Annotated in this window: 21 protein-coding genes and 1 tRNA gene; 12 read left to right on the top strand and 10 right to left on the bottom strand. The window is 72.4% G+C overall.

Going from position 1 to position 24,236, the window contains the following annotated elements; genetic code table 11:
* Positions 1-66 precede the first annotated feature (66 nt).
* Together ACRAKJ_RS00210 and ACRAKJ_RS00205 are read right to left on the bottom strand one after the other, a co-directional pair.
* Positions 67-957: a phosphotransferase gene (locus tag ACRAKJ_RS00210; protein ID WP_438919657.1), complete on the bottom strand. Its 891-nt coding sequence runs from the start codon at positions 955-957 to the stop codon at positions 67-69.
* A gap of 14 nt (positions 958-971) precedes the next feature.
* Positions 972-2,294, bottom strand: coding sequence for a helix-turn-helix domain-containing protein (locus ACRAKJ_RS00205; protein WP_438919636.1), 1,323 nt, complete (start codon positions 2,292-2,294; stop codon positions 972-974).
* Between the two features lie 275 nt (positions 2,295-2,569).
* Between ACRAKJ_RS00205 and ACRAKJ_RS00200 the strand changes: the two genes are divergently transcribed.
* Together ACRAKJ_RS00200 and ACRAKJ_RS00195 are read left to right on the top strand one after the other, a co-directional pair.
* Positions 2,570-2,887, top strand: coding sequence for a hypothetical protein (locus tag ACRAKJ_RS00200; protein WP_438919637.1), 318 nt, complete (start codon positions 2,570-2,572; stop codon positions 2,885-2,887).
* Positions 2,888-2,900: 13 nt separating this feature from the next.
* Positions 2,901-3,263, top strand: coding sequence for a hypothetical protein (locus tag ACRAKJ_RS00195; protein WP_310310641.1), 363 nt, complete (start codon positions 2,901-2,903; stop codon positions 3,261-3,263).
* A gap of 543 nt (positions 3,264-3,806) precedes the next feature.
* On the opposite strand, the gene ACRAKJ_RS00190 is transcribed toward ACRAKJ_RS00195, so the two are convergent.
* Genes ACRAKJ_RS00190 through ACRAKJ_RS00180 form a run of 3 tightly spaced genes read right to left on the bottom strand, consistent with a single transcriptional unit; the run spans position 3,807 to position 7,106 of the window.
* A complete protein-coding gene (locus tag ACRAKJ_RS00190) occupies positions 3,807-4,598 on the bottom strand; it encodes an SDR family NAD(P)-dependent oxidoreductase (protein ID WP_438919638.1) in 792 nt (263 codons plus the stop codon).
* Positions 4,599-4,617: 19 nt separating this feature from the next.
* Complete coding sequence (locus ACRAKJ_RS00185) at positions 4,618-5,850, bottom strand: MFS transporter (RefSeq protein WP_438919639.1); 1,233 nt, start codon at positions 5,848-5,850, stop codon at positions 4,618-4,620.
* Entirely contained in the window at positions 5,847-7,106 is a 1,260-nt protein-coding gene (locus tag ACRAKJ_RS00180; protein ID WP_438919640.1) for a family 1 glycosylhydrolase, read from the bottom strand. Before ACRAKJ_RS00180 ends, ACRAKJ_RS00185 begins: the two co-directional genes overlap by 4 nt.
* A 102-nt stretch (positions 7,107-7,208) precedes the next feature.
* Between ACRAKJ_RS00180 and ACRAKJ_RS00175 the strand changes: the two genes are divergently transcribed.
* On the top strand, positions 7,209-7,823 hold the full coding sequence (locus ACRAKJ_RS00175) for a TetR family transcriptional regulator (RefSeq protein WP_438919641.1): 615 nt from the start codon (positions 7,209-7,211) through the stop codon (positions 7,821-7,823).
* Between the two features lie 6 nt (positions 7,824-7,829).
* On the opposite strand, the gene ACRAKJ_RS00170 is transcribed toward ACRAKJ_RS00175, so the two are convergent.
* Entirely contained in the window at positions 7,830-9,017 is a 1,188-nt protein-coding gene (locus tag ACRAKJ_RS00170; protein ID WP_438919642.1) for an amino acid deaminase/aldolase, read from the bottom strand.
* 72 nt (positions 9,018-9,089) lie between these two features.
* Between ACRAKJ_RS00170 and ACRAKJ_RS00165 the strand changes: the two genes are divergently transcribed.
* Positions 9,090-10,439, top strand: a complete 1,350-nt coding sequence (locus tag ACRAKJ_RS00165) for a D-arabinono-1,4-lactone oxidase (RefSeq protein ID WP_438919658.1) — start codon at positions 9,090-9,092, stop codon at positions 10,437-10,439.
* Here the strand turns inward: ACRAKJ_RS00165 and ACRAKJ_RS00160 are convergent.
* The 3 genes from ACRAKJ_RS00160 to ACRAKJ_RS00150 all read right to left on the bottom strand — a co-directional run bounded on the left by ACRAKJ_RS00160 (position 10,394) and on the right by ACRAKJ_RS00150 (position 12,207).
* Positions 10,394-11,032: an NAD(P)H-binding protein gene (locus ACRAKJ_RS00160; RefSeq protein WP_438919643.1), complete on the bottom strand. Its 639-nt coding sequence runs from the start codon at positions 11,030-11,032 to the stop codon at positions 10,394-10,396. The two genes, ACRAKJ_RS00165 and ACRAKJ_RS00160, sit on opposite strands and share 46 nt — an antisense overlap.
* A 14-nt stretch (positions 11,033-11,046) precedes the next feature.
* Entirely contained in the window at positions 11,047-11,664 is a 618-nt protein-coding gene (locus ACRAKJ_RS00155; RefSeq protein ID WP_438919644.1) for a hypothetical protein, read from the bottom strand.
* Positions 11,665-12,121: 457 nt separating this feature from the next.
* Positions 12,122-12,207, bottom strand: a tRNA-Leu gene (locus ACRAKJ_RS00150).
* A 116-nt stretch (positions 12,208-12,323) separates the two neighbouring features.
* Here ACRAKJ_RS00150 and ACRAKJ_RS00145 point away from each other — a divergent pair.
* The 7 genes from ACRAKJ_RS00145 (at position 12,324) to pknB (ending at position 22,065) form a co-directional block, all read left to right on the top strand.
* A complete protein-coding gene (locus ACRAKJ_RS00145; RefSeq protein WP_438919645.1) occupies positions 12,324-13,508 on the top strand; it encodes an FhaA domain-containing protein in 1,185 nt (394 codons plus the stop codon).
* A gap of 71 nt (positions 13,509-13,579) precedes the next feature.
* Positions 13,580-14,044: an FHA domain-containing protein FhaB/FipA gene (locus tag ACRAKJ_RS00140; protein ID WP_438919646.1), complete on the top strand. Its 465-nt coding sequence runs from the start codon at positions 13,580-13,582 to the stop codon at positions 14,042-14,044.
* Positions 14,041-15,471 carry a protein phosphatase 2C domain-containing protein gene (locus ACRAKJ_RS00135; protein ID WP_438919647.1) on the top strand — a complete coding sequence of 477 codons (1,431 nt, stop codon included), beginning with the start codon at positions 14,041-14,043 and terminating at the stop codon, positions 15,469-15,471. Before ACRAKJ_RS00140 ends, ACRAKJ_RS00135 begins: the two co-directional genes overlap by 4 nt.
* Before the next feature lie 4 nt (positions 15,472-15,475).
* Complete coding sequence (locus ACRAKJ_RS00130) at positions 15,476-16,939, top strand: FtsW/RodA/SpoVE family cell cycle protein (protein WP_438919648.1); 1,464 nt, start codon at positions 15,476-15,478, stop codon at positions 16,937-16,939.
* Positions 16,936-18,405, top strand: a complete 1,470-nt coding sequence (locus ACRAKJ_RS00125; protein WP_438919649.1) for a penicillin-binding transpeptidase domain-containing protein — start codon at positions 16,936-16,938, stop codon at positions 18,403-18,405. The genes ACRAKJ_RS00130 and ACRAKJ_RS00125 overlap by 4 nt, the downstream gene beginning before the upstream one ends.
* Positions 18,405-19,952 (top strand): protein kinase domain-containing protein, encoded by a 1,548-nt coding sequence (locus ACRAKJ_RS00120; RefSeq protein WP_438919650.1) that lies wholly within the window; start codon positions 18,405-18,407, stop codon positions 19,950-19,952. The genes ACRAKJ_RS00125 and ACRAKJ_RS00120 overlap by 1 nt, the downstream gene beginning before the upstream one ends.
* Positions 19,953-20,043: 91 nt before the next feature.
* Positions 20,044-22,065, top strand: coding sequence for a Stk1 family PASTA domain-containing Ser/Thr kinase (gene pknB / locus ACRAKJ_RS00115; RefSeq protein ID WP_438919651.1), 2,022 nt, complete (start codon positions 20,044-20,046; stop codon positions 22,063-22,065).
* 113 nt (positions 22,066-22,178) lie between these two features.
* Here the strand turns inward: pknB and ACRAKJ_RS00110 are convergent, their stop codons facing one another.
* A complete protein-coding gene (locus ACRAKJ_RS00110) occupies positions 22,179-22,823 on the bottom strand; it encodes an aminodeoxychorismate/anthranilate synthase component II (RefSeq protein WP_438919652.1) in 645 nt (214 codons plus the stop codon).
* Between the two features lie 66 nt (positions 22,824-22,889).
* Here ACRAKJ_RS00110 and ACRAKJ_RS00105 point away from each other — a divergent pair, with 66 nt between their 5' ends.
* A complete protein-coding gene (locus ACRAKJ_RS00105; protein ID WP_438919653.1) occupies positions 22,890-24,236 on the top strand; it encodes an FAD-dependent oxidoreductase in 1,347 nt (448 codons plus the stop codon).

Below are 24,236 nucleotides of genomic sequence, written 5' to 3'. Positions count from 1 at the left end.
CCGTCGATGCGTCATTCGCGCGACGCGGCCCGGGCGTTACCGGTTCGTTCTCCCACGGGGCCGCGTTCAGCGGTAGGGGCTCCACGGCGTCGTCGTGTCGCCGGCGCGCAGGGCGTTCAGCCGGCGGTGCAGTTCCGCGCCCACGTCGGGGTGGCTGCGCACGATCGGCAGCACGCTCGTGGTCAGCTTCAGCTCCCTGACCTCGCGCAGCACCGGGAACCCGGGCCAGGTCACGACGTCGAAGCCGTACTCGCGGGCCAGCTGGCGGTGCCAGCGGACGGGGTGGCCGAACCGGGCGACGCCCACCGGCAGCGTGCTCAGGTCCCACTCGCGGGGTCCGGTGCTGGTGGAGTCGAAGTCGCAGATCACCGGACCCGCCGGGCTCGGGATCAGGTTGCCGAGGTGCGCGTCGCCGTGCACCACGCCCTGCGGCAGCACCGTGCGCAACCCGGCCAGGCGCTCCGCCAGGTCCGCGATCCGCTCCTCCAGGAACCGGCGGTCGGGGTCGGCCAGCTCCTCGGCGTCCGCGATCCGCCGCCGCACGTCGTCCAGCGGCGCCCAGCGCGGCAGCTCGAAGTCCGGCGCGGGCAGCGCGTGCACCTGCCGCAGCACCCGGCCGAGGTCGTGGCCGTCGACGGGACGCCCGCCCGACGGCACCGCGTGCCACACCGTGGCCAGGTGCTCGCCCACGGCCAGCGGCTGGGGGAAGTCCTCCACGAGCCGCACCGCGGGCACGTCGTGCGCGGCGAGCCACCGCGCGACCCGGACCACCTTGCCCGCCCGGTGGCGCAGGTTCATCGACCCCACGATGCGGACCACCACGCGGTCGGCGGGCAGGTCGAACACGGCGTTGCCGGTGAACTTCACGAGGCGCGCGCCCCGGCCGTCCAGGCCGAGCCGCGCGCACAGCCGCTCCAGCACACCGGTCAGCGCCTCGGGCGTGAACCGGCCGTCCAGGAGGCCGTCGGTGATCAAGCCGCGCTGTCGGAGCCGGTGAACTTCGCCACCCGTTCGGCCAGCTCACGCGCGTCCGGGTTGTTGCGGCGCTTCTCCGCCTCCTTCTGGAGCGGGATCATCCGGTCCTTCGTGCGGACCGACTTGAGGCCCTCGGACAGCTCGATCGCCTGGCGGCCCATGCGGGCGCCGTGGTCGATGTCGCCGTCGAGCAGGTGGTTGATCGACAGCGACGTCAGGTTGAACGAGCGGCTGCGGCTCATGTCCTCGCCGAACCCGTTGATCGCCTTCGTCAGCGCGGGCACGGCGGTGCGCGTGTACTTCACGTCCACCGTCTGCGCCAGCTCGGTGTGCACCGTGCCGATCATCGCCGACAGGTCGTTCGCGTCGAAGAACTTCGCCCACGCCGGGGCGTCGCCGACGTTCGCGCGGGCGAACTCGTCACGGGCCCGGCCGAGCAGCTTCAGCGCCTGCGTGTCGGACCCCATCTTCGCGTAGGCCCACGCCTCGTTGGCGCACAGGATGCCCACCGCCAGCTCGGAACCCGAGTTCTGCGCGGCCAGCTGGCCCAGCTGGAACACCTTCAACGCGTCGTCCGGCGCGTCCTGGTGCAGGTAGACGCGCCCCATCCGGTACAGGATGTTCGCGACCAGCTCCTCCTTGCGGCCCTGCTTCGCGAGGCCGAGCGCCTGGCCGAAGTGGTTGCGGGCGGAGTCGTACAGGCCGGTGTCGAAGGAGGTCCAGCCGGCGAGGTTGTGCAGGTCGGCCAGGGCGACGTAGAGGCGCTCCTTGACCAGGTCGGTGGCGTTGGCGCCGAGCATCTGCTGCCCCCACGACAGCTGCGCGACGACGGCGTCGCGGCACGAGCCGCCGCCGTACTGGTAGTCCAGGGTGCGCAGGGCGCGGGTGGCGGCCTCGACCTGCCGGACGTCGGTCATGCCGATGCGGCCGGGAGCCGGAGTCTGCGCGGGCGACGAAGCCCAAGACCCGGAGTCCGTACCGAACACGGCCGCGCCGACGGTGATGGCGGCGGCGTGCGCGAGGAACTTCCTTCGCTTCACCGACTCGTCCTCCTCAGAATGGGGTGCCTCCGATGTGGCGGCCACCCGCACTGCCGTGGCCTCGTCGTAGGCGAGGCCCATGTATCCCCTCGGGACACCCAAGCCGGCGGCGATCCGCGCGAGGACGTCGTAGGCCATGACCTGACGCCCCTTGAGGATCTCCGACACTTCGGACTGCGACTGGCCCGTCAACGCCGCGATCTGGCGCTGCGACACGCCGTGCCGTCGCAGCAGCCGGTACACCGCGCTGATCTCGCGACGCGCCAGCGCGTCACGCATCTCCTGCTGGTCCCAGACCTCTGGTGCAACAGGAGAACTGTGCGAACCGATGGTGTTCAATTGCGCCCCCTCACAGTCCCTTGGGCGTCAACGGCAGAGTAGGGGCACTCCCCCGACTGCGAGAAGTACCGATCGGCGAGGCTGATCGGCCCTGCCGAACTCCGGTGACCGCTTAACGTAGGACGCATACCGGCCAACGCTGTGACATCCCGATCCGGGTTGAATCATCGCAATCTGGGTTCCGGTAAGCGAGTGAGCACGGAGAGGACACGGCAGTGGACCTGATCGAACGGGCGGTGACCACCCCCGGTGGCGCGGTCGTCGCGGGTACCGCTGTCGCCGCTCCGGCTCCGGTGTCCGTCCAGGGGTCGACCGACCTCGACCCGGGATGGCGCGGCACGACCGGGCAACGTCGCTGGTGGCGGATCCGCTGCAGCGACGTGGTCGACCGGGAGCGCTGCCTCACCGTGCTGGTCGACCGGGGCCGCGTGGTCCTGGTCGGTCCGCCGGGTGAGACGGCGGTCCTCTCGGCCGACCAACTTGTACAGCTCAGGGCCGCGCTACGTGAAGCCGCCGAGCAGGCGGAAAGGTGACGGTGACGTTTCGGTGGACGAGATCCTCGGACAAGTTCTTCGCAACGCGGTGTGGGAACGGCTGGACCTGCTCACCGAGCTGGCCAACGAGGCCGACGCCCCGTCCCTCCTGTCGGTGGCACGTTCCGAGCTCCCTCGGTTGACCGAGGGCTGGCGGGCGCTGCTCGCCGCGCACGAACCGGACGAGAAGGGCAACTGCCCCGAGTGCTCCGGACGGTGGCGGCAGCAGAAGAGCCCGTGCTCGGTGTGGCGCGCCGCGTACGAACACCTGGTCGCGGGCGGTTTGGCCCCGCGCCCGGCTCGCCACCTCCGATCGGCGCCGGTGACCCCTCCTGTCACCAGGTCCCGCCGAGGAGTCGTGGCTCGAGCCCACTAACGGGCGGTTTCGACCTGTCGTTCCCCCGACGCGACCAGGTCGAACACCCGCCTACTGGCCGGCGGTCCGGGACGTGCGAACCCCCGACCGCGACGAACGGATCGCCGGCCGGCTAGACCACGTCCCTGCCGGACCGCGTGCCAGCGGCCCGGCAGGGACGGCACGAAGGATCGTCCACCAACTGAACACCCAGACATCCGCGGGCCGGTGTTGTGCACACCTTCCCTCCCCGACCGGCACCGGTCCGCGGGCACCACGTCGGCCCCGGTGTCCGCCCCTCCCGCGCGGACACCGGGGCCGTTTCCACGTGGGGGCCGCGGCACCGACCAGCGGCACCGATCACCCGTGGACCACCGGCCACGACCAGGCCCGCCAGACCCTCCCCCACAGGCTCGTGACCAGCACTTTCCTGTCACGAGCCCGTCACAGCGCCGGCAAGCGTTCCCGTACCGCACACCGATGCGGTGGATGACCTGCCAGGATCGGCGGACGGTCGTCGACGGCCCACGACCCGCCCCCCGGACCAGCGGGGCGGGCGACGTTTCAGCGGTGGGTGCCGGTTCTCCAGGTCAGGTAGCCGGTCAACCCCGGCGCGAGGCGCCCCAGCACGTCGAAGGCCCTCAGCTGCCACGGGAAGACGGCTGTCCGGTGGTCGTGCTCCACCGCCCGAGCGATCCTCACCGCCACCTGCTCCGGGCTCACCGTGGGGATCAGGCGCGCGATGGCGGGGATCCGCTCCTCCGCACCCGGGTTGTTGGCGAAGTACCGGCTGCTGACCTTGCCCGGGATCACCTCGGTCACGCCCACGCCGGTCCCCCGCAGGTCCAGGCGCAGGGCCGCCACCAGGCCGCGCAGGGCGTAGCGGGAGGCGGCGTAGGCGGTGGCGCCGGGGATCGGCAGGCGGGAGACCGGGGAGTTGACCACGACGACCCTCGCCTGCGGCCTGGCCCTCATGCCCGGCAGGAACGCCCTGGTCACGTGCAGCGCCGCGGTGAACGGCAGGGCGATCATGGCGGTCAGCTCGTCGACCGGCGTCTCGTCCAGGAACAGCCAGCGGCCGGCGCCGGCGTTGTTGACGAGGACGTCGGGCGCCCCGAACCGGTCCCGCACGCGGGCCGCCAGGGCGGTCACCTGCGCCGGGTCCGCCAGGTCCGCGGGCACGGCGGTGGCCCGCCCGCCGGCTCGCCCGATCGCGGTCACGTGCTCGTCCAGTGCTGCCGCGTCACGGGCGACCAGCACCACCACCGCGCCCCGTGACGCGAGGTCGCGGGCGGTGGCGGCACCGATGCCCTGGGACGCGCCGGTCACCACGACGATCTTGTCCTGCAGTCTCAACGACGACTCCGATGGTGCTTCACGGGACCGAGCGGACCCTGGCGATGCAGGCTGCGGCGCACAGGGTGGCCACCGCGGACGTGGCGAACAGGCCCCGGTAGCCGCCCAGTGAGGTGAGGATGCCGGTCGTCAGGAACGGGGCGACGACCTGGGGCAGGGAGTTGGCGACGTTCAGCACGCCGAGGTCCTTGGCGCGGTCGGCGGCGGCCGGGAGGACCTGGGTGAGCAGGGCCAGCGCCACGGCCCAGTACGCGCCGAAGCCGACGCCGAGGAGGGGTGCGGCGACCAGCGCGGACGCCCAGGTGGGCCAGGCGGCCAGGAGGAGGGCGGCGAAGGCCATGACGACGGCGGACAGCAGGACGTACGGGCGGCGGCGGCCGGTGCGGTCGGAGTGGGCGCCGACGACGAGCGCCCCGGCCGCGAGGGCGGCGCCGTAGAGCAGCATCAGGACCAGGAGGCCGTCTTCGGGGGACGGGTGGTGGACGACGTCCCCGAGGAAGTAGAGCAGGTAGAGGGTGCCGAAGGCGTTGCCCAGGTTGATCGTGAAGTGGGCGGCCCAGGCCCACGCGAAGTCGGGGTGGCGGCGCGGGGAGACCCACAGCTCGCGGACGCGCAGGGCGGGGCGGGCGGTCTTCGGCAGGCGGGCGTCGGGGGTGGTCGCGACGAAGGCGAGCGCGCCGAGGACGACGACGAGCGCGCACGCCAGGTAGCCGGCGGTGAGCCCGGTGACGAGGACGGTGACGACGACCGCGCCGAGGACCGTGCCGAGCATCTGGGAGATGCCGACGAGGCCGCCGACCTTGGCGCGCTGCCGCACCGGCACGCGGTCGGGCACGGCGGAGGTGAGGGACGCGAGCATCCCGTTGAGCCCGGCCTGGACGAGGCACCAGCCGACGACGACGGCGGCCACCGAACCGGCCGTCGCGAGGACGACGAGGCCGGCCGCGCCGAGGAGCGCGCCCGCGAGGGTCCACGGGTGGCGCCTGCCGAAGCGGGACGTGGTGCGGTCCGACGCCAGCCCGATGAGCGGGTTGGCGATCAGCGCCGCGAGCGCCCCGACGCCCATGACCAGGCCGAACACGGCTTCCTTGGCGGTGGCGTCGAGCAGTTCGGCCTGGCGGGGCAGCAGCACCTGGACGGGCGCGTAGATCGCGAGCCACAGGCCGAGGTTGGCCAGGAACAGCAGCGCGGTCCACGACCGGCGGACGGGGACGACGGGTTCGGCGAGGGCGTCGACGGGGACGGGCTTCACGAGGTGGTCCGGGCGATCCGGTCGCGGTACCAGCGGTAGGACGCGCGGGGCGTGCGCCGCTGGGTCCCGTAGTCGACGTGGACGAGGCCGAAGCGCTGCGAGTAGCCCGAGTCCCACTCGAAGTTGTCGAGCAGCGACCACACGAAGTAGCCGCGGACGCCGGCGGCGAGGGCGGCGTCGACGTGCGCGTCGAGGTAGGCGATGCGGTCGGTGTCCTCGGTGGCGTGGGGGTAGCTGCACCCGTTCTCCGTCACGTAGACGGGCGGCAGGTCGACGAAGCGGTCCCTCAGCTGGGAGATCATCCCGGTCAGCCCCGAGGGGACGACGGGCCAGCCGAACCCGGTCCTGGGGTGCTCGTCGATGTCGACCAGCTCGAAGGGCAGCGGGTTCTCCCCGGACGGGGCGCGCAGCCGGGTCGGGTTGTAGTAGTTGACGCCGTAGAAGTCGAGCGGGGCGGAGATGACGTCCAGGTCGCCGTCGCGCACGGGCAGCCGGTCGGCCAGGGAGTCGGGGTAGCGGCCGGCCAGCACGGGGTCGGCGTAGAGCCAGTTGTGCAGGTCGGAGTACGCGGAGGCGGCGTCGGCGTCGGCGTCCGCCGGGGACGCCGGCTGCGCGGGGGTGTGGTTGTTGGCGGTGCCGACGGCGCGGGCGCCGGCCGCGCGGAGCGCCTGGACGGCGAGGCCGTGGCCGAGGTTGAGGTGGTGGGCGGTGGGCAGGGCGTCGAACAGCAGCGCCTTGCCGGGCGCGTGCTGCCCGGTGGCGTAGCCCAGGAGGGTGACCATGGCGGGTTCGTTGACCGGCACCCACAGCGCGACGCGGTCGGCGAGGTGGTCGGCGACCCGCGCGGCGTGGTCGGCGAAGCGGTGGGCGGTGTCGCGCTCCAGCCAGCCGCCGGCGTCCTCGACCGCGCGCGGGGTGTCCCAGTGGTACAGCGTCGCGACGGGCGCGATGCCGGCGTCGAGCAGCTCGTCGACGAGCCGGTCGTAGAACGCGAGGTCGCCGGCGAGCACGCGCGGCCACGAGACGGAGAACCGGTAGGCGCCGACGCCGAGGTCCCGCACGAGGGCGACGTCCTCGCGGTAGCGGTGGTAGTGGTCGCAGGCGACGGAGGCGTCGTGTCCCCCGAACGCGGGAAAGTCGTCCCACGAGGAGGGCTGCCGGCCGGCCGCCGTGAAGGCGCCCTCGATCTGGAAGGCCGAGGTGGAGACGCCCCAGAGGAAGTGGTCGGGCAGGGTCACGGGCGCCTCCCAGAACATGAAAGTGATTCGGATCGTAGGCGTGTTGCGCGGTGAAGTGAAGTGGGGACGGCCGCGACCGGGCACTATGGAATCCCGCAGTCCATCGCCGCAGGAGTCACCGTGACCAGTACGACCCCACTGCGCCGGCAGCCGGTGCAGCAGCGCAGCGCCAAGCGCGTCGAGCGGATGCTCGAAGCCTGCGCCCAGCTCATCGAGGAGGTCGGCTACGACGGGGTCACCACCACGCTCATCGCCGAACGGGCGGGCGTGGCGGTCGGGTCGCTCTACCAGTTCTTCCCGGACAAGCGGGCCGTGGTGCAGGCGCTGACCCTGCGCAACCTGGAGAAGTTCATCCAGACCGTGGACGGCCGCTTCACGTCCACGGCGCTGGAGCACTGGTGGGACGCGGTCGACACGATCTTCGACGTCTACGTCTCGATGCACCGCGAGGTGCCCGCGTTCTCGAAGCTGCACTTCGGCGACGTCGTCGACCTGCGCCTACTCGACGACCGGCGCGACAACAACACGGTCATCTCCGACCGGATCTCGGAGATGATCGCGGAGAAGTTCGACATCCCGCTCGACGACATCCAGCTGCCGATATCCATCGCGGTGGAGGCGGCCGACGGCGTGCTCAACCTCGCGTTCCGCCGCGACGCCGCGGGCGACCAGAAGATCCTGGACGAGGCCAAGGCGATGGTCCGGGGCTACCTGTCCACCCGGCTGCCCGACTGACCCGCCCTAACCGAACGACCGGCCCTCGCCGCGGTACGTCGGCACGGTCCGCTCCACGACGTCGCCGCGCACCACGTGGTAGTGCGTGAACCGCTCGGCGAGCTCCCCGGCCTTGGCGTGCCGCAGCCACACCCGGTCGCCCAGGCGCAACGAGTCGGCGGCCCGCCCGGCGACGGGCGTCTGCACCTCGCCCGCGCCCTCCAGCGGCAGCAGCTCCAGGCCCGCGGGCAGGTACGGCGAGGGCCGGCGGTCGGGGGTCGCGGTGCCGGAGGCGATGTAGCCGCCGGCGAACAGCGTGGCCACGTCGCGCGCGGGCCGGCGCACGACGGGCAGCGCGAACAGCACGGCGGGCCGGGGCCGGAAGCCGCGGTAGCCGTCGAACAGGGTGGGCCCGACGAGGCCGGACCCCGCGGCCAGCTCGGTGACGGACGGGTCGGCGCCGGTGACCTCCAGGCTGCCGGTGCCGCCGCCGTTGACGAACTCCAGCTCGGCGACCCGCCGCACGGCGTGCACGGCGGCGGAGCGGCGTTCGACCAGCTCGGCGGCCGAGCGCTTCTGCATCCAGCGCAGCACCGCGCCGCGCAGCGGCCTGCCGGGCGGCTGGTCGCCCAGGCCCGCGATCTGCCCCTCGTACGCCATCACGCCGACCAGCCGGAACCCCGGCCGGCGGACGATCGCCTCGGCGAGGGCGCGGGCCTGGCGCGGGGTGTGCACCGGGGAGCGGCGCGGCCCGACGTGCAGGCCGGGCAGCGGTCGCCACGACACGTCCAGCTCCAGGCACACCCGGATCTCGGGGTGGTCCTCCCCCAGCGCCGCGCGCACCAGGTCGAGGTGGTCGGTCGAGTCGACCACGATCGTGACGCGGCGGCGCGCGACCTCGTCGGCGGCCAGCGCCCGCAGCGCGCCGTGGTCGACGGTCGGGTACGCGACCAGCAGGTCCTCGGACAGGTCGACGGAGGACAGCCACAGCGCCTCGGCCAGCGAGTAGCACATGACCCCGGCGTACCCGGGCCGGGCGAGGACGCGCTCCAGCAGCGCGCGGACCCGCACGGACTTGCTGGCCACCCGGATCGGGCGCCCCCCGGCGCGGCGGACGAGGTCGTCCGCGTTGCCGTCGAAGGCGTCCAGGTCGACGATCGCGAACGGAGGGTCGAACTCCTTCGTCGCGGCGTCGAGGCGCGTGCGGGGCTGCATGGTCCTCACCGTACTTGAAAGGTGAATTCCTTTCACCTACGGTGCGTGGAACGCGTCACACCGGAGGTGGGCATGGGGTCCTCGTGGACGAACTGGGCGCGCACCGCGTCCGCGAACCCGCACCGGGTGGAGCACCCGGCGAGCGTCGACGAGCTGGTTGCGGCCGTCGTCGGCTCCTCCGCCGTGCGCCCGCGCGGCAGCGGGCACTCGTTCACGCCCATCGCCGTCGCCCCCGGCACCGCGATCGACCTCGACGCCTGGACCGGTGTCGTCGACGTCGACGACACCCTCGTCACGGTCCGCTCCGGCACGACGCTGCGCCAGCTCAACGCCCTGCTCGACGTGCTCGGCCTGGCCCTGGCCAACCTCGGCGACATCGACGCGCAGACCGTCGCCGGCGCCGTCTCCACCGGCACCCACGGCACCGGCGCGCGGCTGGGCGGCCTGGCCACCCAGGTCGAGGCGCTGGAGCTGGTGCTCGCCGACGGCTCGGTCGTCCGCTGCTCGGCGGAGGAGCGGCCCGACCTGTTCCAGGCGGCCCGGATCGGCCTCGGCGCGCTCGGCGTGATCAGCACCGTCACCCTGCGGTGCGTGCCCGCGTTCGTGCTGCACGCCCGCGAGGCGCCCGGCCGGCTCGACGCCGTGCTGGAGGAGTTCGACCACCTCACCGCCGTCGAGGACCACGTGGAGTTCCACTGGTTCCCGCACTCCGACCGGGTGATCCTCAAGCGCAACAACCGGGTCGACGAACCGGCCGCTCCGCTGTCCGCGGCGCGCCGGTTCTACGAGTACGAGGTGATGGAGAACGGCGCGTTCGGCCTGGTCTGCCGGCTGGCCAGGGCCGTGCCGGGCACCACCAGGGCGCTCAACCGGGTGTGCGGGTCGCTGGTCTCCGAACGCGTCTACCGCGACGCGTCCCACCGCGTGTTCACCACGCCCCGCCGGGTCAGGTTCGTGGAGACCGAGTACGCCGTGCCCCGGGCCGCGCTGCACGACGTGCTGCGCGAGCTGCGGACCGCGGTCGACCGGCTCGACCACGGCGTGATCGTGCCCGTGGAGGTGCGGGTCGCGCGGGGCGACGACATCTGGCTGTCCACCGCCCACGGCCGCGACACCGCCTACGTCGCCGTGCACCAGTACCTCGGGATGCCGCACAGGCGGTACTTCGACGCGTTCGAGCGGATCGCGGGCGCGGTCGGCGGTCGGCCGCACTGGGGCAAGCTGCACAGCCTCACCGCGACCGACCTGCGCGACCGCTACCCGCGCTTCGACGACTTCCTCCGGGTCCGCGACGAGGTCGACCCGGCCGGCAAGTTCGCCAACGACCACCTCGACCGCGTGCTCGGGAAAGCCGGCTGGGGCGAGCCGGGACCGGCTCAGAACGCCTCGGCGACCGGGGTGTCACCGGAGATCAGCTCGTAGGTCCGGCGGACCGTGCCCGGCCGGTCCAGCAGGGCCAGCACGACCGCCGCCACGTCGCCGCGCGGTACGGAACCCCGCACCGTCGCGGGGGCCTCCACGACCTCCACGAGGCCGGTCGGCTCGTCGTCGGTCAGCCGGCCCGGCCGCAGGATCGTCCAGTCCAGGTCCCGCTCGCGCAGGTCCTCCTCCGCCGCGCCCTTGGCGCGCAGGTAGGCGTCGAACGCCTCGTCACCCGTGGTCCGGCCGATGCCGGTGCTGCTGACCTGCACGAACCGCCGCACCCCGGCCAGCTGCGCGGCCTGCGCGAACAGGGCCGACGCACCCCGGTCGACGGTGTCCTTGCGCGCCGTCCCGCTGCCCGCGCCGGCTCCCGCGGCGAACAGCGCCGCGTCCGCGCCGGCAAGGTGCTCCGCGACCGAAGCGGCGTCCGCCGCCTCCAGGTCGCAGTGCACGGGCACCGCGCCCGCGTCCTCGACGTCCGCGAAGTGGTCCGGGTTGCGCACCAGCGCCGTGGCGCCGTCGCCCCGCGCGGCCACCAGCCGCTCCACCAGCAACGCGATCTTGCCGTGCCCACCCGCGATCACCAGACGCATACCGCGACGGTAGATCAGGACGCGGTGGCCAGCACCCGCTCGTAGACCAGTTCATTCACCCAACGGGTGGTGGCGGTGTCCTCGACCGGCACGGTCTCGTTGCGGCCGGCCACGTCCGTGGTCAGGTTCAGCTCGTCGTCGGCCAGCAGCACCGAGACGCCGTAGCGGCGGACCCGGGGCAGGCAGTTGGCCAGGTAGTCGTGCGTGAACGCCACCGAGGACGGCAGCACGGCGGCGGCGTTGCCGAAGCGGGCGAACGGCACCGCGGAGGCCAGCGCGGTCCGCCAGTGGCGGGCGACGGCCAGCACGCCGACGATCCGCACCGCGGTGGGCGGCACCCGGCCGTCCATCTCCGGCCACACCCACGTGGACACCGTCGTGCGGTCCGGCTCGGGGGCCGCGCCCAGGCACAGCCGCTCGGCGTGCGCGTCGGCCAGGAGCTCCGCGACCACGACCACCCGCCGGCCCATCAGCACCATCTCGGGCAGCACCACGCCGTGCCAGCCGAGGCGGACCGCCGCCGCGGCGGCCAGTTCCTCCGCGGAACCGGGCAGTTCGGGAACGGGGATCGCGGTCGCCGACAGCGCCCTGGTGTCGTCGGTGTCCGCGATCCGTGCTGGTGTGCTGCTCACGCCAGGGCCTCCTCGGCAAACCACGGCGGTGCGTCCGCCGCGTTTCGACTCGTGCTCTGGATAAGGCGTACCAGGTGCCAACCGCCTCGGAGCCGCTCCTGCGATCGACGGCGTCGAGCGGTCGGTAACCGGTCGAACGCCCGGCGGACGACTTCGGTCCGGCGGTGCTGCCGTCTGGGTGACCCCGGTCGTCGGGGTGGCCCCGAAGTCGTGCTCAGGGTGTGCCCGCCCCGCCTGGAATACCCCGCCGGGAGGGCCCCGGACCCGGACCGGAGACCGCATCGGCGACCGCTCGCCGCACCAGAACGACCGACCGTCCGCGGTGCCGCCACGAACGGCGGCACCCGGTCGGGTGACTGAGATCACGTGATCACGGTGGGCAGAAAAGATCACCGGAAGGTGCGCGCGAAAAAACGGGGAAGTCCCACCCACATGCAGTGGGTGGGACTTCCCCGTATGGTGGGCGAGGGGGGAGTTGAACCCCCACGTCCTTTCGGACACACGGACCTGAACCGTGCGCGTCTGCCATTCCGCCACTCGCCCGGAGCGACGTGGAGAACACTAGCACGGCCCCCGGCCGGGTTACCAATTGGCCCGTGTACCGGCACGTCGCCCCGGATACGATCGGTAGCAGAAGTCGACCGAGTCGGAGGGTTGCCGTGGGCCTCGTACAGCGCTTCGAGCGCCGTCTCGAAGGCATCGTCGGCAACACCTTCGCCAGGGTGTTCGGCGGCAACGTCGTCCCGCAGGAGGTCGCGCAGGCGCTCCAGCGGGAGGCGGAGGGCAACATCCGCGAGTTGGCGGGTGGCCGGTTGCTCGCCCCGAACCACTTCAAGGTCCTGCTGGGCCCGCAGGACCACGATCGGCTTGCCGGGGACGGCCAGGATGAACTACGCATCACGCAACTCCTGGGGGACTCCGTCCGGGAGCACCTCGAGGAGAGCGGATGGGACACCTATGGTGACGTCGTAGTCTCCCTGGAGCGCTCCGACGCGCTGCACACGGGACAGTTCCGAACCAGCTCGTCCGTCGACCCCGACGTGAAAGTTGCCAGCCGACGGTCAGCACCACCTCGCACTTCTGGAGACGCTTCCATGAGCCAGCCTCCCGGCTACGGACAAGGACAGGGCCAGCCCGGCTACGACCCCTACGCCCAGGGCGGCTACGGCCAGCAGCAGGGCTACGACCAGGGTTACGCCCAGCAGCAGCCCGGCTACGACCAGCAGCAGCAGGGCTACGGGCAGCAACCCGGCTACGACCAGGGTTACGGCCAGCAGCAGCCCGGCTACGGCCAGCCCGGCTACGACCCGGGCTACGGCCAGCAGCCCGGGTACGACCAGGGCTACGGGCAGCAGCAGCCCGGGTACGACCAGGGCTACGGCCAGCAGGGCTACGACCAGGGTTACGGCCAGCAGCAGCAGGGCTACGACCAGGGCTACGCCCAGCAGCCCGGCTACGGCCAGCAGGGCTACGACCAGGGCTACGGCCAGCAGCCCGGCTACGCCGACCCGTCGCAGGGCTACGCCCCGCCGGCGGTCCAGTCGGGCCCGCGCCAGCTGACCGCCACCCTGCACCTGGACGACGGCTCCAACCGCACCTACAACCTCAAGCAGGGCGGCAACGTGGTCGGCCGCGGCCAGGAGGCCGACTTCCGGCTCCCGGACACCGGCGTCTCCAGGAGGCACCTGGAGATCACCTGGGACGGGCACAGTGCGATGCTCGCTGATCTCGGTTCGACAAACGGCACCACGGTGAACGGCACACCAGTGCAGACTTGGCAGCTCGCGGAAGGCGACGTCGTCCGCATCGGGCACTCGTCGCTGGTCTTCCGCACCGCGGGCTGACCCGGGTCGGTGTTGTGGGTGGTCGAGTCGGCGTGGCGTGACGGCACTCAAGTCAGGAGCGGTTACAACCGGTGCCAGAGCTGGTGATGCAGCTGACCAGAGCGGGTTTCCTCATCCTGCTCTGGTTGTTCGTGTTGGCTGCCCTTCGTGTGGTCCGCTCCGACCTGTACGCGGCGTCGGGGCTGCGCGTCCCGACGCCGAAGTTCGGCAGGAGCGCCGTCAAGAAAGACGTCCGCGGCAACAAGGCTGCCCGGCAGCTCGTCGTCACCCACGGCGCGCTGGCGGGCACCCGCATCTCCCTGGACGGGCGGCCGATCCTGATCGGCCGCGCCGACGACTCCACGCTCGTGCTGGACGACGACTTCGCGTCGACCCGGCACGCGCGCCTGTCGATGCGCGGCACCGACTGGTACGTGGAGGACCTGGGCTCCACGAACGGCACATACCTCGACCGGGCGAAGGTCACGGCCCCACTCCGGGTCCCGCTCGGCTCCCCGATCCGAATCGGCAAAACGGTGATCGAGCTGCGCTCATGACCCTCGTCCTTCGATACGCGGCCCGCAGCGACCGCGGCCTGGTGCGCTCCAACAACCAGGACTCCGTGTACGCGGGCCCCCGCCTGCTCGCGCTCGCCGACGGCATGGGCGGCCACGCCGCGGGCGAGGTCGCCAGCAAGGTGGTCATCGCCGCCCTGGCCCCGCTCGACGACGACGAGCCCGGCGACGACCTGCTCGGCCAGCTCCGCGACGCGGTGATCGCCGGCAACGGCGCGATCTCCGAGCTCGTGCAGAGCGACCCCGACCTGGACGGCATGGGCACCACGCTCACCGCCGTGCTGTTCGCGGGCAACCGGCTGGGCATGGTGCACATCGGCGACTCGCGCGCCTACATGATGCGCAACGGCACCTTCACGCAGATCACGCACGACGACACGTTCGTGCAGTCGTTGATCGACGAGGGCCGGATCACCGAGGAGGAGGCGGCCACGCACCCGCAGCGCTCGCTGCTGCTGCGCGCGCTGACCGGCCACGAGGTGGAGCCGAGGCTGATGGTGCGGGAGGCCCGGCCGGGCGACCGCTACCTGCTGTGCTCGGACGGCCTGTCCGGCGTCGTCACCATGGAGACGCTGGAGGAGGCCATCCGCATCCCGGACCCGCAGGCGTGCGCGGACCGGATGATCGAGCTGGCCCTCAAGGGCGGTGGCCCGGACAACGTCACGGTGGTCGTCGCGGACGTGGTCGACGTCGACTTCGGCGACGACGCCCCGATAGTGGGCGGCGCGGCCGGCGACGGCAGCGAGGACCCGCCGCCACCCGACTCGCCCGCCTCCCGGGCGAGCTCGATGACCGGGCCGAGGCCCGCTCCCCCGCGGGTCGACCCCGTGCAACCGCCGCCGGACCCCCGGCGGCGGCGCGGTAACCGGATCAAGGCGTTCGCGCTGGTCCTGTTCGTGTTCCTGCTGCTGGCCGCGGCGGGTCTCGGCACGCGCTGGTACGTGCTGCGCCAGTACTACGTGGGCGTGGGCGACACCGGCGAGGTGTCGGTGTTCCGCGGCGTCACGGGCAGCGTGTTCGGCTTCGCCCTGCACTCCCGGGTCGAGGGCTCGTGCCCGCCCGGCGCGCAGGCGTGCGAGCCGATCCGCGTGGACGACCTGAAGGTCGCCACCCGGGACGTGGTGCGCAACGGCATCACCGACGTGGACGGCATCGAGGGCGCGCGCGAGGCGATCCGCCGGCTGCGCACCGAGCAGACGCTGCCGTTCTGCTCGTCGGGCCAGACCGGCACGACGACGTCGACCACCGCCGCGCCGCCCACCACCACGGGCACGGGCGCCACCACGACGGCCGAGGTGCCCCCGGCGGGGGCGACCACGACCGAGACCACCACGTCCACCACTCCGGAGGGGACTCCCCTCACCACGCCCGTGCAGAAGCCGGGCACGGACTGCCGAAGGGGTCAGTAGTCGCATGGGTTCGCCCGTCCCCGGCGCGGAGGGCACACCGCTCGCGGCGGCGAGCAGCACGTCGCCTGGTCTGAAGCCGCCCACGAGACGGGGCACCGAACTCTTCATGCTCGGGTTCGCCACCGTGCTCGTCACCGGCGCCCTGATCCTGGTCGAAGCGAACCAGGAGAAGGAGCTGACCATGCGCATCGTGTGGCTCGGCCTCGCCTACCTGGGCCTGCTGACCGCCGCGCACCTCGCGGTGCGCCGGTGGGCGCCGTACGCGGACCCGGTGATCCTGCCCTGCGTCGCGCTGCTCAACGGCCTCGGCCTGGTCATGATCCACCGGATCGACCTGGCCATGGCGGACGTCAAGATGCCGAACGGCGACCTGTGGGACCCGGCGGCGGGCAAGCAGGTGCTGTGGACGGCCATCGCGGTCGTGCTGTTCTGCGCCGCGCTCAAGGTGCTGTCCGACCACCGCACGCTGGCCCGCTACGGGTACACGTTCGGCTTCCTCGGCCTGGTGGCCCTGGTGCTGCCCGGTGTGCTGCCGAGCGCCATCGCGCCCGAGATCAACGGCGCGAAGATCTGGCTGAGCTTCGGCGCGTTCTCCATCCAGCCGGGTGAGTTCGCGAAGATCCTGCTGATGGTCTTCTTCGCCGCGTTCCTGGTGTCGAAGCGGGACCTGTTCACGATCGCGGGCCGCCGGGTGCTGGGCCTGGACCTGCCGCGGGCGCGCGACCTGGGTCCGCTGATCGCCGCCTGGATGGTCGGCGTGAGCATCATGGTGCTCCAGAAGGACCTGGGCTCGTCGCTGCTGTTCTTCGGCATCGTGCTGGTGCTGCTGTACGTGGCGACCGAGCGCGCCGCGTGGGTCGTGCTGGGCGTGGTCATGTTCTGCGTGGGCGCGTTCGTGGCGTGGAAGCTGTTCGGCCACGTGCAGGTCCGCGTGGACAACTGGCTGGACCCGTTCGCCGACCCGTACGGCAAGGGCCACCAGATCCTCCAGTCCCTGTTCGGCCTGGGCACCGGCGGCCTGTTCGGCGCTGGCCTGGGCGGCGGGCGGCCGGACGAGATCCCGGAGGCGAACACCGACTTCATCACCGCCGTGATCGGCGAGGAGCTGGGCTTCGTCGGCCTGTCCGCGGTGCTGCTGATCTACACCGTGCTGGCGCTGCGCGGCCTGCGGACAGCGCTGTCCGTGCGGGACACGTTCGGCAAGCTGCTCGGCGGCGGCCTCGCGTTCGCCGTGGCGTTCCAGATCTTCATCATCGTCGGCGGCGTGACGAAGCTGATCCCGATGACCGGCATCACGGCGCCGTTCCTGTCCAAGGGCGGCTCGTCGCTGCTGGCGAACTACATCCTGGTGGCGCTGCTGCTGCGCATCTCGGACGCCGCGCGCGCGCCGAAGACCACGCCGAAGCCGAGGCCGCAGCAGCCGGCCATCGCCGACCAGTTCACTGTCATGGTGGAGCGTCCCAAATGAACACACCGCTCCGCCGGGTCGGCCTCGCCATGATGGCGATGTTCCTCCTGCTGCTGGGCAACGCCACGTACGTGCAGGTCATCAAGGCCGACGACTACCGCAAGAACCCGTTGAACTCGCGGGTGATCCTGGACCAGTACTCCCGGGAACGCGGTCAGATCATCGCCTCGGACGGCACGCCGCTGGCCGCCGTGCAGCGGACCGACGACCGCCTGGAGTACCTGCGGACGTACGCCAACGGGCCGGTGTACGCGCCGGTCACCGGCTACTTCTCGCTGATCTACGGCACCGGCGGCCTGGAGCGCGCCGAGGACGACCTGCTCAACGGGTCGGATGACCGGCTGTTCGCGCGCCGCCTGTCGGACCTGATCACGGGCCGCGACCCCAAGGGCGGCAACATCCAGCTGACCATCGACGCGAAGCTCCAGCAGGCGGCGTTCGACCAGCTCTCCAGCCAGGGCCTGACCGGCACGGTGGTGGCGATCAAGCCGCAGACGGGCGAGATCCTGGCGATGGCCAGCACCCCGTCGTACGACCCGAACGAGCTGGCCAGTCACGACGGGGACGTGCAGGAAGAGGCGTGGCTGCGGCTCAACGGCGACGAGTCCGAGCCGATGCTCAACCGCGCGGTGCGCCAGATCTACCCGCCCGGCTCGACGTTCAAGCTGGTCGTGGCGGCGGCGGCGCTCGCCGAGGGCAGGACGAAGGAGAGCGAGGTCGACGGCCGCCCGTCGATCACGCTGCCCGGCACGAACACGCCGCTGCCGAACTTCAACGACACGATCTGCGGCAACGGCGTCACGGCCACGTTGCAGGAGGCGCTGGCGAAGTCGTGCAACACGGCGTTCGCGGTGCTGGCCAACGAGCTGGGCCCGGACAAGCTGCGCGCGCAGGCGGCGAAGTTCGGCATCGGCGAGCAGGACCTGGAGATCCCGCTGCCGGTGGAGCCGTCCGGCCTGGGCGAGATGTCGGACAAGCCGTCGGTCTACCAGACGGGCATCGGCCAGAAGGACGTCCGGGTCACGCCGCTGGCCAACGCCGTGATGGCGGCGACCATCGCCAACGGCGGCACGCGGATGCAGCCGCACCTCGTGCAGAAGGTCCTGGCCGCCGACTTCGAGGCGATCAGCGAGACCGGCCCGGACGAGGTCGACGAGGCGATGGAGCCGGAGCAGGCCGCCGCGCTGCGCGACATGATGGTCGCCTCGGAGAACAACACGTCGGGCGGCGGCAAGCTGTCCGGCGTGCAGATCGCGTCCAAGACCGGCACCGCCGAGCACGGCGAGAACGTGCGGGCCACCAAGCCCCACGCCTGGTACGTCGGGTTCGCGCCCGCCGAGAACCCGGAGATCGCGATCGCGGTCATCGTGGAGAACGGCGGCCAGCAGGGCCTGGCGGCCACCGGCGGGCGGGTGGCCGCGCCGATCGGGCGCGCGGTCATCGGCGCCTACCTCGGGGGACGCTGATGCTGACCTCCGGCCAGTTGCTCGCCGAGCGGTACCGCCTGGGCAAGCGGATCGCCGTCGGCGGCATGGGCGAGGTCTGGGAGGCCGACGACACCCGGCTGGACCGCCGGGTCGCGGTGAAGGTGCTCAAGGCGGAGCTGTCGGGGGACGCCGAGTTCCTCAACCGGTTCCGCATCGAGGCGCGCACCACGGCGTCGCTGAACCACCCGGGCATCGCCGCGGTGCACGACTACGGCGAGACCGCGTCGGTGCCGGACGGGCCGGAGGACACCGCGTACCTGGTGATGGAGCTGGTCGAGGGCGAGCCGCTGGCGGCGATCATCGCCCGCGGCAGGCTCAACGCGGACCGCACGCTCGACGTGCTGGAGCAGGCGGGCAACGCGCTCCAGGCCGCGCACGAGCGGGGCCTCGTGCACCGGGACGTGAAGCCGGGCAACATCCTGGTGACGCCCGCGGGCAAGGTGAAGATCACCGACTTCGGCATCGCGAAGGCGGCTGACGCGGCACCGGTGACGCACAGCGGCATGGTGATGGGCACCGCCCACTACATCGCGCCCGAGCAGGCCCTGGGGCACGCGGCGGAACCGGCGTCGGACGTGTACGCGCTGGCCGTGTGCGGGTACGAGTGCCTGACCGGGCACCGGCCGTTCCTGTCGGAGAACGCGGTGACGGTCGCGATGATGCACATCCGCGACATCGCGCCGCCGCTGCCGCCGGACGTGCCGCCGGGTCCGCGCGCGCTGATCGAGGCGACGCTGGTGAAGGACCCGCGGCAGCGGTACCGCAACGGCGGCGAGTTCGCGCTGGCGGTGGGCGCGGTGCGGGCGGGCCAGCCGCTGCCCGCGCCGTCCGGGTTCGCGATGGTGGTCGGCGCCCAGCAGCTGGGGCAGCAGGCGGGCCAGTCGCCGACCGGCCAGCAGCAGCAGCTGGGCCAGCAGTTGGGGCAGCCGATGACGCCGCCGCAGCAGCCGATGACCGGGCAGCCCCTGGCCGGGCAGCCGATGACGCCGCCGCAGATGGCCCCGCCGCAGCACACCCACCCGGGGGTGCCGGTGAGCCACCCGGGCTCCCGCCCGGGGATGCAACCGGTCCCACCTGGGATGAACACTCCGCACACGGGCGCTTTCCGTCCGTTGCCGCCCGCCCCGGGCCCACCGGGGCGCAACCGCGCCCTCCTGTGGGTTATGGTCGCTGTGCTGGTGGCCGTCCTACTGGTGCTCGGCGTGGTCGCCCTGCGCGCCCTGGGTGACGACGACGAGGTGCCCGGCGGCGCGAGCGGGCAGAGCACGACGAGCGCCCGACCACTGGACGACTCCACCGATCGGCTCCCCGGAAAACCGAAGGTGACGATCACGAAGTCGGACTACGTCGACCTGCCGGTGGACGAGGCGGCGAAGAGGCTGTCCGGGTACGGCTTGGAGCCCGAGGTGCACTCCGTGGACGGGGGCGCGCCGGGTGACGAGGCGAGGTGCCTGGTGTCGGACCTGGCGCCGACCGGTGAGGTCGCGATCGGTTCGCGGGTCACGGTGACCTGTGTACCGACCTGAGGCCGAGACGGTACGGACGCACCGGAGCGGCAGGCACGCGAAGGCAAGGCTTGAGGGTGAGACCGTTGACGAGGAGCGGGACGAAGCACTGATGAGCACTCCGCGACTGCTCTCCAACCGCTACGAACTGGGTGAGACGCTCGGCTACGGCGGTATGTCGGAGGTGCACAAGGGCCGGGACGTCCGGCTCGGCCGCGACGTCGCCATCAAGGTGCTGCGCGCTGACCTCGCCCGGGACGCCCAGTTCCAGGAGCGGTTCCGCCGGGAGGCGCAGAACTCCGCGGCGTTGAACCACCCCGCGATCGTCGCGGTCTACGACACCGGCGAGACGCAGACCGAGTACGGCCCGCTGCCCTACATCGTCATGGAGTTCGTCGACGGCCGCACGCTGCGCGACATCGTCAAGACGCAGGGCCCGCTGTCCGGCAAGCGCGCCATGGAGGTCATGGCGGACGTGTCGGCGGCACTGGACTTCAGCCACCGGCACGGCATCGTGCACCGGGACGTGAAGCCCGCCAACGTGATGATCACGAAGTCCGGCGCGGTGAAGGTGATGGACTTCGGCATCGCCCGCGCCGTGCACGACGGGCAGGCGGCCGTCACCCAGACCGCGGCGGTCATCGGCACCGCCCAGTACCTGTCGCCGGAGCAGGCGCGCGGCGAGGCCGTGGACGGCCGCTCCGACGTGTACGCGTCGGGCTGCGTGCTGTTCGAGCTGCTGACCGGCGAGCCGCCGTTCACCGGCGACTCGCCCGTGGCGGTGGCCTACCAGCACGTGCGGGAGGAGCCCAAGTCGCCGTCGTCGCTGAACCCGAAGGTGACGCCCGCGCTGGACGCGATCGTGCTCAAGGCGATGTCCAAGGGCCCCGCGAACCGCTACCAGTCGGCCGCCGAGATGCGCGCCGACCTGGTGCGCGTGCTGTCCGGGCAGCGGCCGTCGGCGCCCGCCGTGATGACGGCCGAGGAACGCACCGCGATGCTGAACCAGTCGTCGTCGTCGCGCACCGAGGTGGTCGGCGGCGGGGGCGGTGGCCGGCACCGGCCGCAGGGGCAGCGCGACGACCCGGACGAGTACGACCCGCTGTCCGAGGAGGAGGCGGAGCGGCGCGCCCGGCGCAAGAAGACGATCATGATCGCGGTGGTCGCCGCGCTGTGCGTCGCGGTGATCGCGCTCGCCGCCTGGATCACCGCCACGCTGGTCGGCGGCGGCGAGGGCGAGGAGACGCCCGGGGCGAGCGACAAGGTCAAGGTCCCCTCGGTGGTGGACATGACGCAGGCCGCCGCGACCGCCGCGCTCCAGGACGTGGGCCTGACCGCGCAGGTCGAGGTGGTGCCGTGCCAGCCGGGCGCCCCGGTCGCGTGCACCGCCGAGCAGATCGGCAAGGTCGTGGAGACCGACCCGCCCGCCAACCGCGAGGTCGACAAGCGGAGCCCGGTGAAGCTGCTCGTCGGCACGAACCCCGACCAGGTCGAGGTGCCGAGCGTCGCGGGCCTGAGCCCGACGGAGGCGCAGAAGAAGCTGGAGGCCGAGCAGTGGGGCTTCCAGCAGAGCACCGAGACCGTCGAGGTCGCCGACGCGAGCCAGGTCGGCAGGGTCGTGGAGCAGACCCCCGCCCCCGGCACGAGGGCGCCGAAGGGCAGCACCATCACCGTGGTCCTGGGCAAGGCGCCGGACACCGCGCAGCTGCCGGACGTGACCGGGCAGACCGCGGAGAACGCGCGCCGCACCCTGGAGGGCAACGGCTTCAAGGTGCAGGTCAAGGAGGTCGACAGCGCCGAGAACCAGGGTGAGGTCGTCGCCCAGGACCCGGCGCCGGGACGCGTGGAGAAGGGCATCCTCGTCACGCTGAGCGTGTCGAAGGAGAACCAGTTCATCATGCCCGACCTGCGCGGGATGACCGAGAACCAGGCGCGGACGAAGCTCAACCAGGCCGGGTGGACGGGCAACGACCTCGTGGTCAGCGACCGCGAGCCGACCACCGACATCAGCCAGCGGGACAAGATCGTGGACCAGGAGATCAAGCCGAACACGCCGGCGGCGAAGACCGCGCGGATCAACGTGATCCTGGCCGAGCTGGGCGTGGGCGGCGGACCGACGACCACGTCGAGGTAGGCGGACGCGCGGAAGGCCCCCTCCCCGGTCCGGGGCAGGGGGCCTTCCGCGTGCTCAGGGGGTTCCGCGTGCTCAGGGGTTCCGCGTGCTCGGGGGGTGGCGGGCCGGTGGGCTCAGCCCTGGTGGGCCGCGGCGGCGAGTTGGCGCATCCCGTTCTCCAACCGCGCCACGGTCGCCTCGGGCACCTCGAAGCCGCAGGTGCGCAGCCAGTTCGCGAGCATCCGGTGGCCGCCCTCGGTCAGCACGGACTCGGGGTGGAACTGGACGCCCTCGACCGGCAGCTCGCGGTGCCGCATCGCCATGACCACGCCCGTCTCCGTGCGGGCGGTGACCTCGAACCCGGCCGGGATCGTGTCCGGCAGCACGGTCAGCGAGTGGTAGCGGGTGGCGGTGAAGGGGTTCGGCACGCCGGCCAGCACGCCGACGCCGTCGTGGTGCACGACGCTCGTCTTGCCGTGCAGCAGCTCCGGCGCGAGGTCGACCGTGCCGCCCCAGACCGCGCCGATGGCCTGGTGGCCGAGGCACACGCCGAGGACCGGCACGCCGGTGTCCGCGCAGCGGCGGATCACGTCCATGCTCCGGCCCGCCCGGTCCGGCGTGCTGGGCCCGGGGCTGACGAGGACGCCGCCGAACCCGCCGACCTCCTCCGGGTCCACCTCGTCATTGCGGCGGACCACGCACTCGACCCCGAGCTGGGCGAGGTACTGGACGAGGTTGTAGACGAAGCTGTCGTAGTTGTCGACCACGAGCACGCGCATGCCCGCCAGCGTAGCCGTGACGCACCTCTCGCCAGAAGTGAGCTTAGGCTCACCTAATCTTGAGGTATGAACCGTTCCCTGCGCGTCGCCGTGGTCGGCGCCGGTCCCGCCGGCCTCTACGCGGCGGACAGCCTGGTCAAGTCGGACGCGGACGTCGAGATCGACATCTTCGACAAGGTGCCCGCCCCGTACGGGCTGATCCGGTACGGCGTCGCGCCGGACCACCCCCGCATCAAGGGCATCGTCAACGCCCTCCAGCGCATCCTGGACCGGCCGGAGGTGCGGTTCTTCGGCAACGTCGAGTACGGCGTCGACGTGAAGCTCGACGAGCTGAGGCAGTTCTACGACGCGGTGGTCTTCTCCACCGGCGCCGAGAAGGACCGCCCCCTCGACATCCCGGGCATCGACCTGGACGGCTCGTACGGCGCCGCCGACTTCGTGTCCTGGTACGACGGGCACCCCGACGTGCCGCGCACCTGGCCGCTGCGCGCCCGGCAGGTCGCCGTCCTCGGCGTCGGCAACGTCGCGCTCGACGTGGCCCGCGTGCTCGCCAAGACCGCCGACGAGCTGCTCACCACCGAGATCCCCGACAACGTCCACGCGGGCCTCGCCGCGAACCCCGTCACCGACGTCCACGTGTTCGGCCGCCGCGGTCCCGCGCAGGCCAAGTTCACCCCGCTGGAGCTGCGCGAGCTGGACCACTCGCCGAACGTCGAGGTCGTCGTGCACCCCGAGGGCATCGACTTCGACGCCGCCTCGATGGCCGCGATCCGGTCCAACAAGCAGGTCGAGATGGTCGTGAAGACCCTCCAGGAGTGGGCGATCCGCGACGCCGGCTCCCGCCCCCGGCGGCTGCACCTGCACTTCCTCCAGGCCCCGGTGGAGGTGCTCGGCGAGGACGGCTCGGTCGTCGGCCTGCGCACCGAGCGGATGGAGCTGGACGGCGACGGCGGCGTGCGCGGCACCGGCGAGCACACCGACTGGGACGTGCAGGCCGTGTACCGGGCCGTCGGCTACCTGTCCACGCACCTGGCCGACCTGCCGTTCGACCACGCGTCCGGCACCGTGCCGCACCAGGCGGGCCGCGTGCTCGACCTGGACGAGCAGGCGATGCCCGGCGTCTACGTCACCGGCTGGGTCAAGCGCGGCCCCGTCGGCCTCATCGGCCACACCAAGGGCTGCTCGCTGGAGACCGTGACCAGCCTGCTCGCCGACGCGCCCACCCTGCCCGGCGCGCCCACCCCGTCCCCGGAGGCCGTGGTGCGGTTCCTGGAGGAGCGCGGCGTGCCGTTCACCACCAACGAGGGCTGGCTGAGGCTCGACGCGCACGAGCGCGCCCTCGGCACCTCCCGCGGCCGCGAGCGGGTCAAGGTCGTCGACCGCGGCGAGATGACGGCCGTCAGCCGGGGCTGA

It is taken from the genome of Saccharothrix sp. DSM 118769 (assembly GCF_052936295.1).
Note: the sequence above shows the minus strand (reverse complement) of the source record. Positions and strands in the feature narration are given on the sequence as shown.

What these genes read in the sequence shown, in the direction of transcription:
- ACRAKJ_RS00165 (WP_438919658.1), top strand. Translation starts at nt 9,090, where the DNA reads ATGGGGTCCTCGTGGACGAACTGGGCGCGCACCGCGTCCGCGAACCCG.
- ACRAKJ_RS00160 (WP_438919643.1), bottom strand. Translation starts at nt 11,032, where the DNA reads ATGCGTCTGGTGATCGCGGGTGGGCACGGCAAGATCGCGTTGCTGGTG.
- ACRAKJ_RS00125 (WP_438919649.1), top strand. Translation starts at nt 16,936, where the DNA reads ATGAACACACCGCTCCGCCGGGTCGGCCTCGCCATGATGGCGATGTTC.
- ACRAKJ_RS00105 (WP_438919653.1), top strand. Translation starts at nt 22,890, where the DNA reads ATGAACCGTTCCCTGCGCGTCGCCGTGGTCGGCGCCGGTCCCGCCGGC.
- ACRAKJ_RS00110 (WP_438919652.1), bottom strand. Translation starts at nt 22,823, where the DNA reads ATGCGCGTGCTCGTGGTCGACAACTACGACAGCTTCGTCTACAACCTC.
- ACRAKJ_RS00130 (WP_438919648.1), top strand. Translation starts at nt 15,476, where the DNA reads ATGGGTTCGCCCGTCCCCGGCGCGGAGGGCACACCGCTCGCGGCGGCG.
- ACRAKJ_RS00180 (WP_438919640.1), bottom strand. Translation starts at nt 7,106, where the DNA reads ATGTTCTGGGAGGCGCCCGTGACCCTGCCCGACCACTTCCTCTGGGGC.
- ACRAKJ_RS00120 (WP_438919650.1), top strand. Translation starts at nt 18,405, where the DNA reads ATGCTGACCTCCGGCCAGTTGCTCGCCGAGCGGTACCGCCTGGGCAAG.
- ACRAKJ_RS00205 (WP_438919636.1), bottom strand. Translation starts at nt 2,294, where the DNA reads ATGCGTGACGCGCTGGCGCGTCGCGAGATCAGCGCGGTGTACCGGCTG.
- pknB (WP_438919651.1), top strand. Translation starts at nt 20,044, where the DNA reads ATGAGCACTCCGCGACTGCTCTCCAACCGCTACGAACTGGGTGAGACG.
- ACRAKJ_RS00135 (WP_438919647.1), top strand. Translation starts at nt 14,041, where the DNA reads ATGACCCTCGTCCTTCGATACGCGGCCCGCAGCGACCGCGGCCTGGTG.
- ACRAKJ_RS00170 (WP_438919642.1), bottom strand. Translation starts at nt 9,017, where the DNA reads ATGCAGCCCCGCACGCGCCTCGACGCCGCGACGAAGGAGTTCGACCCT.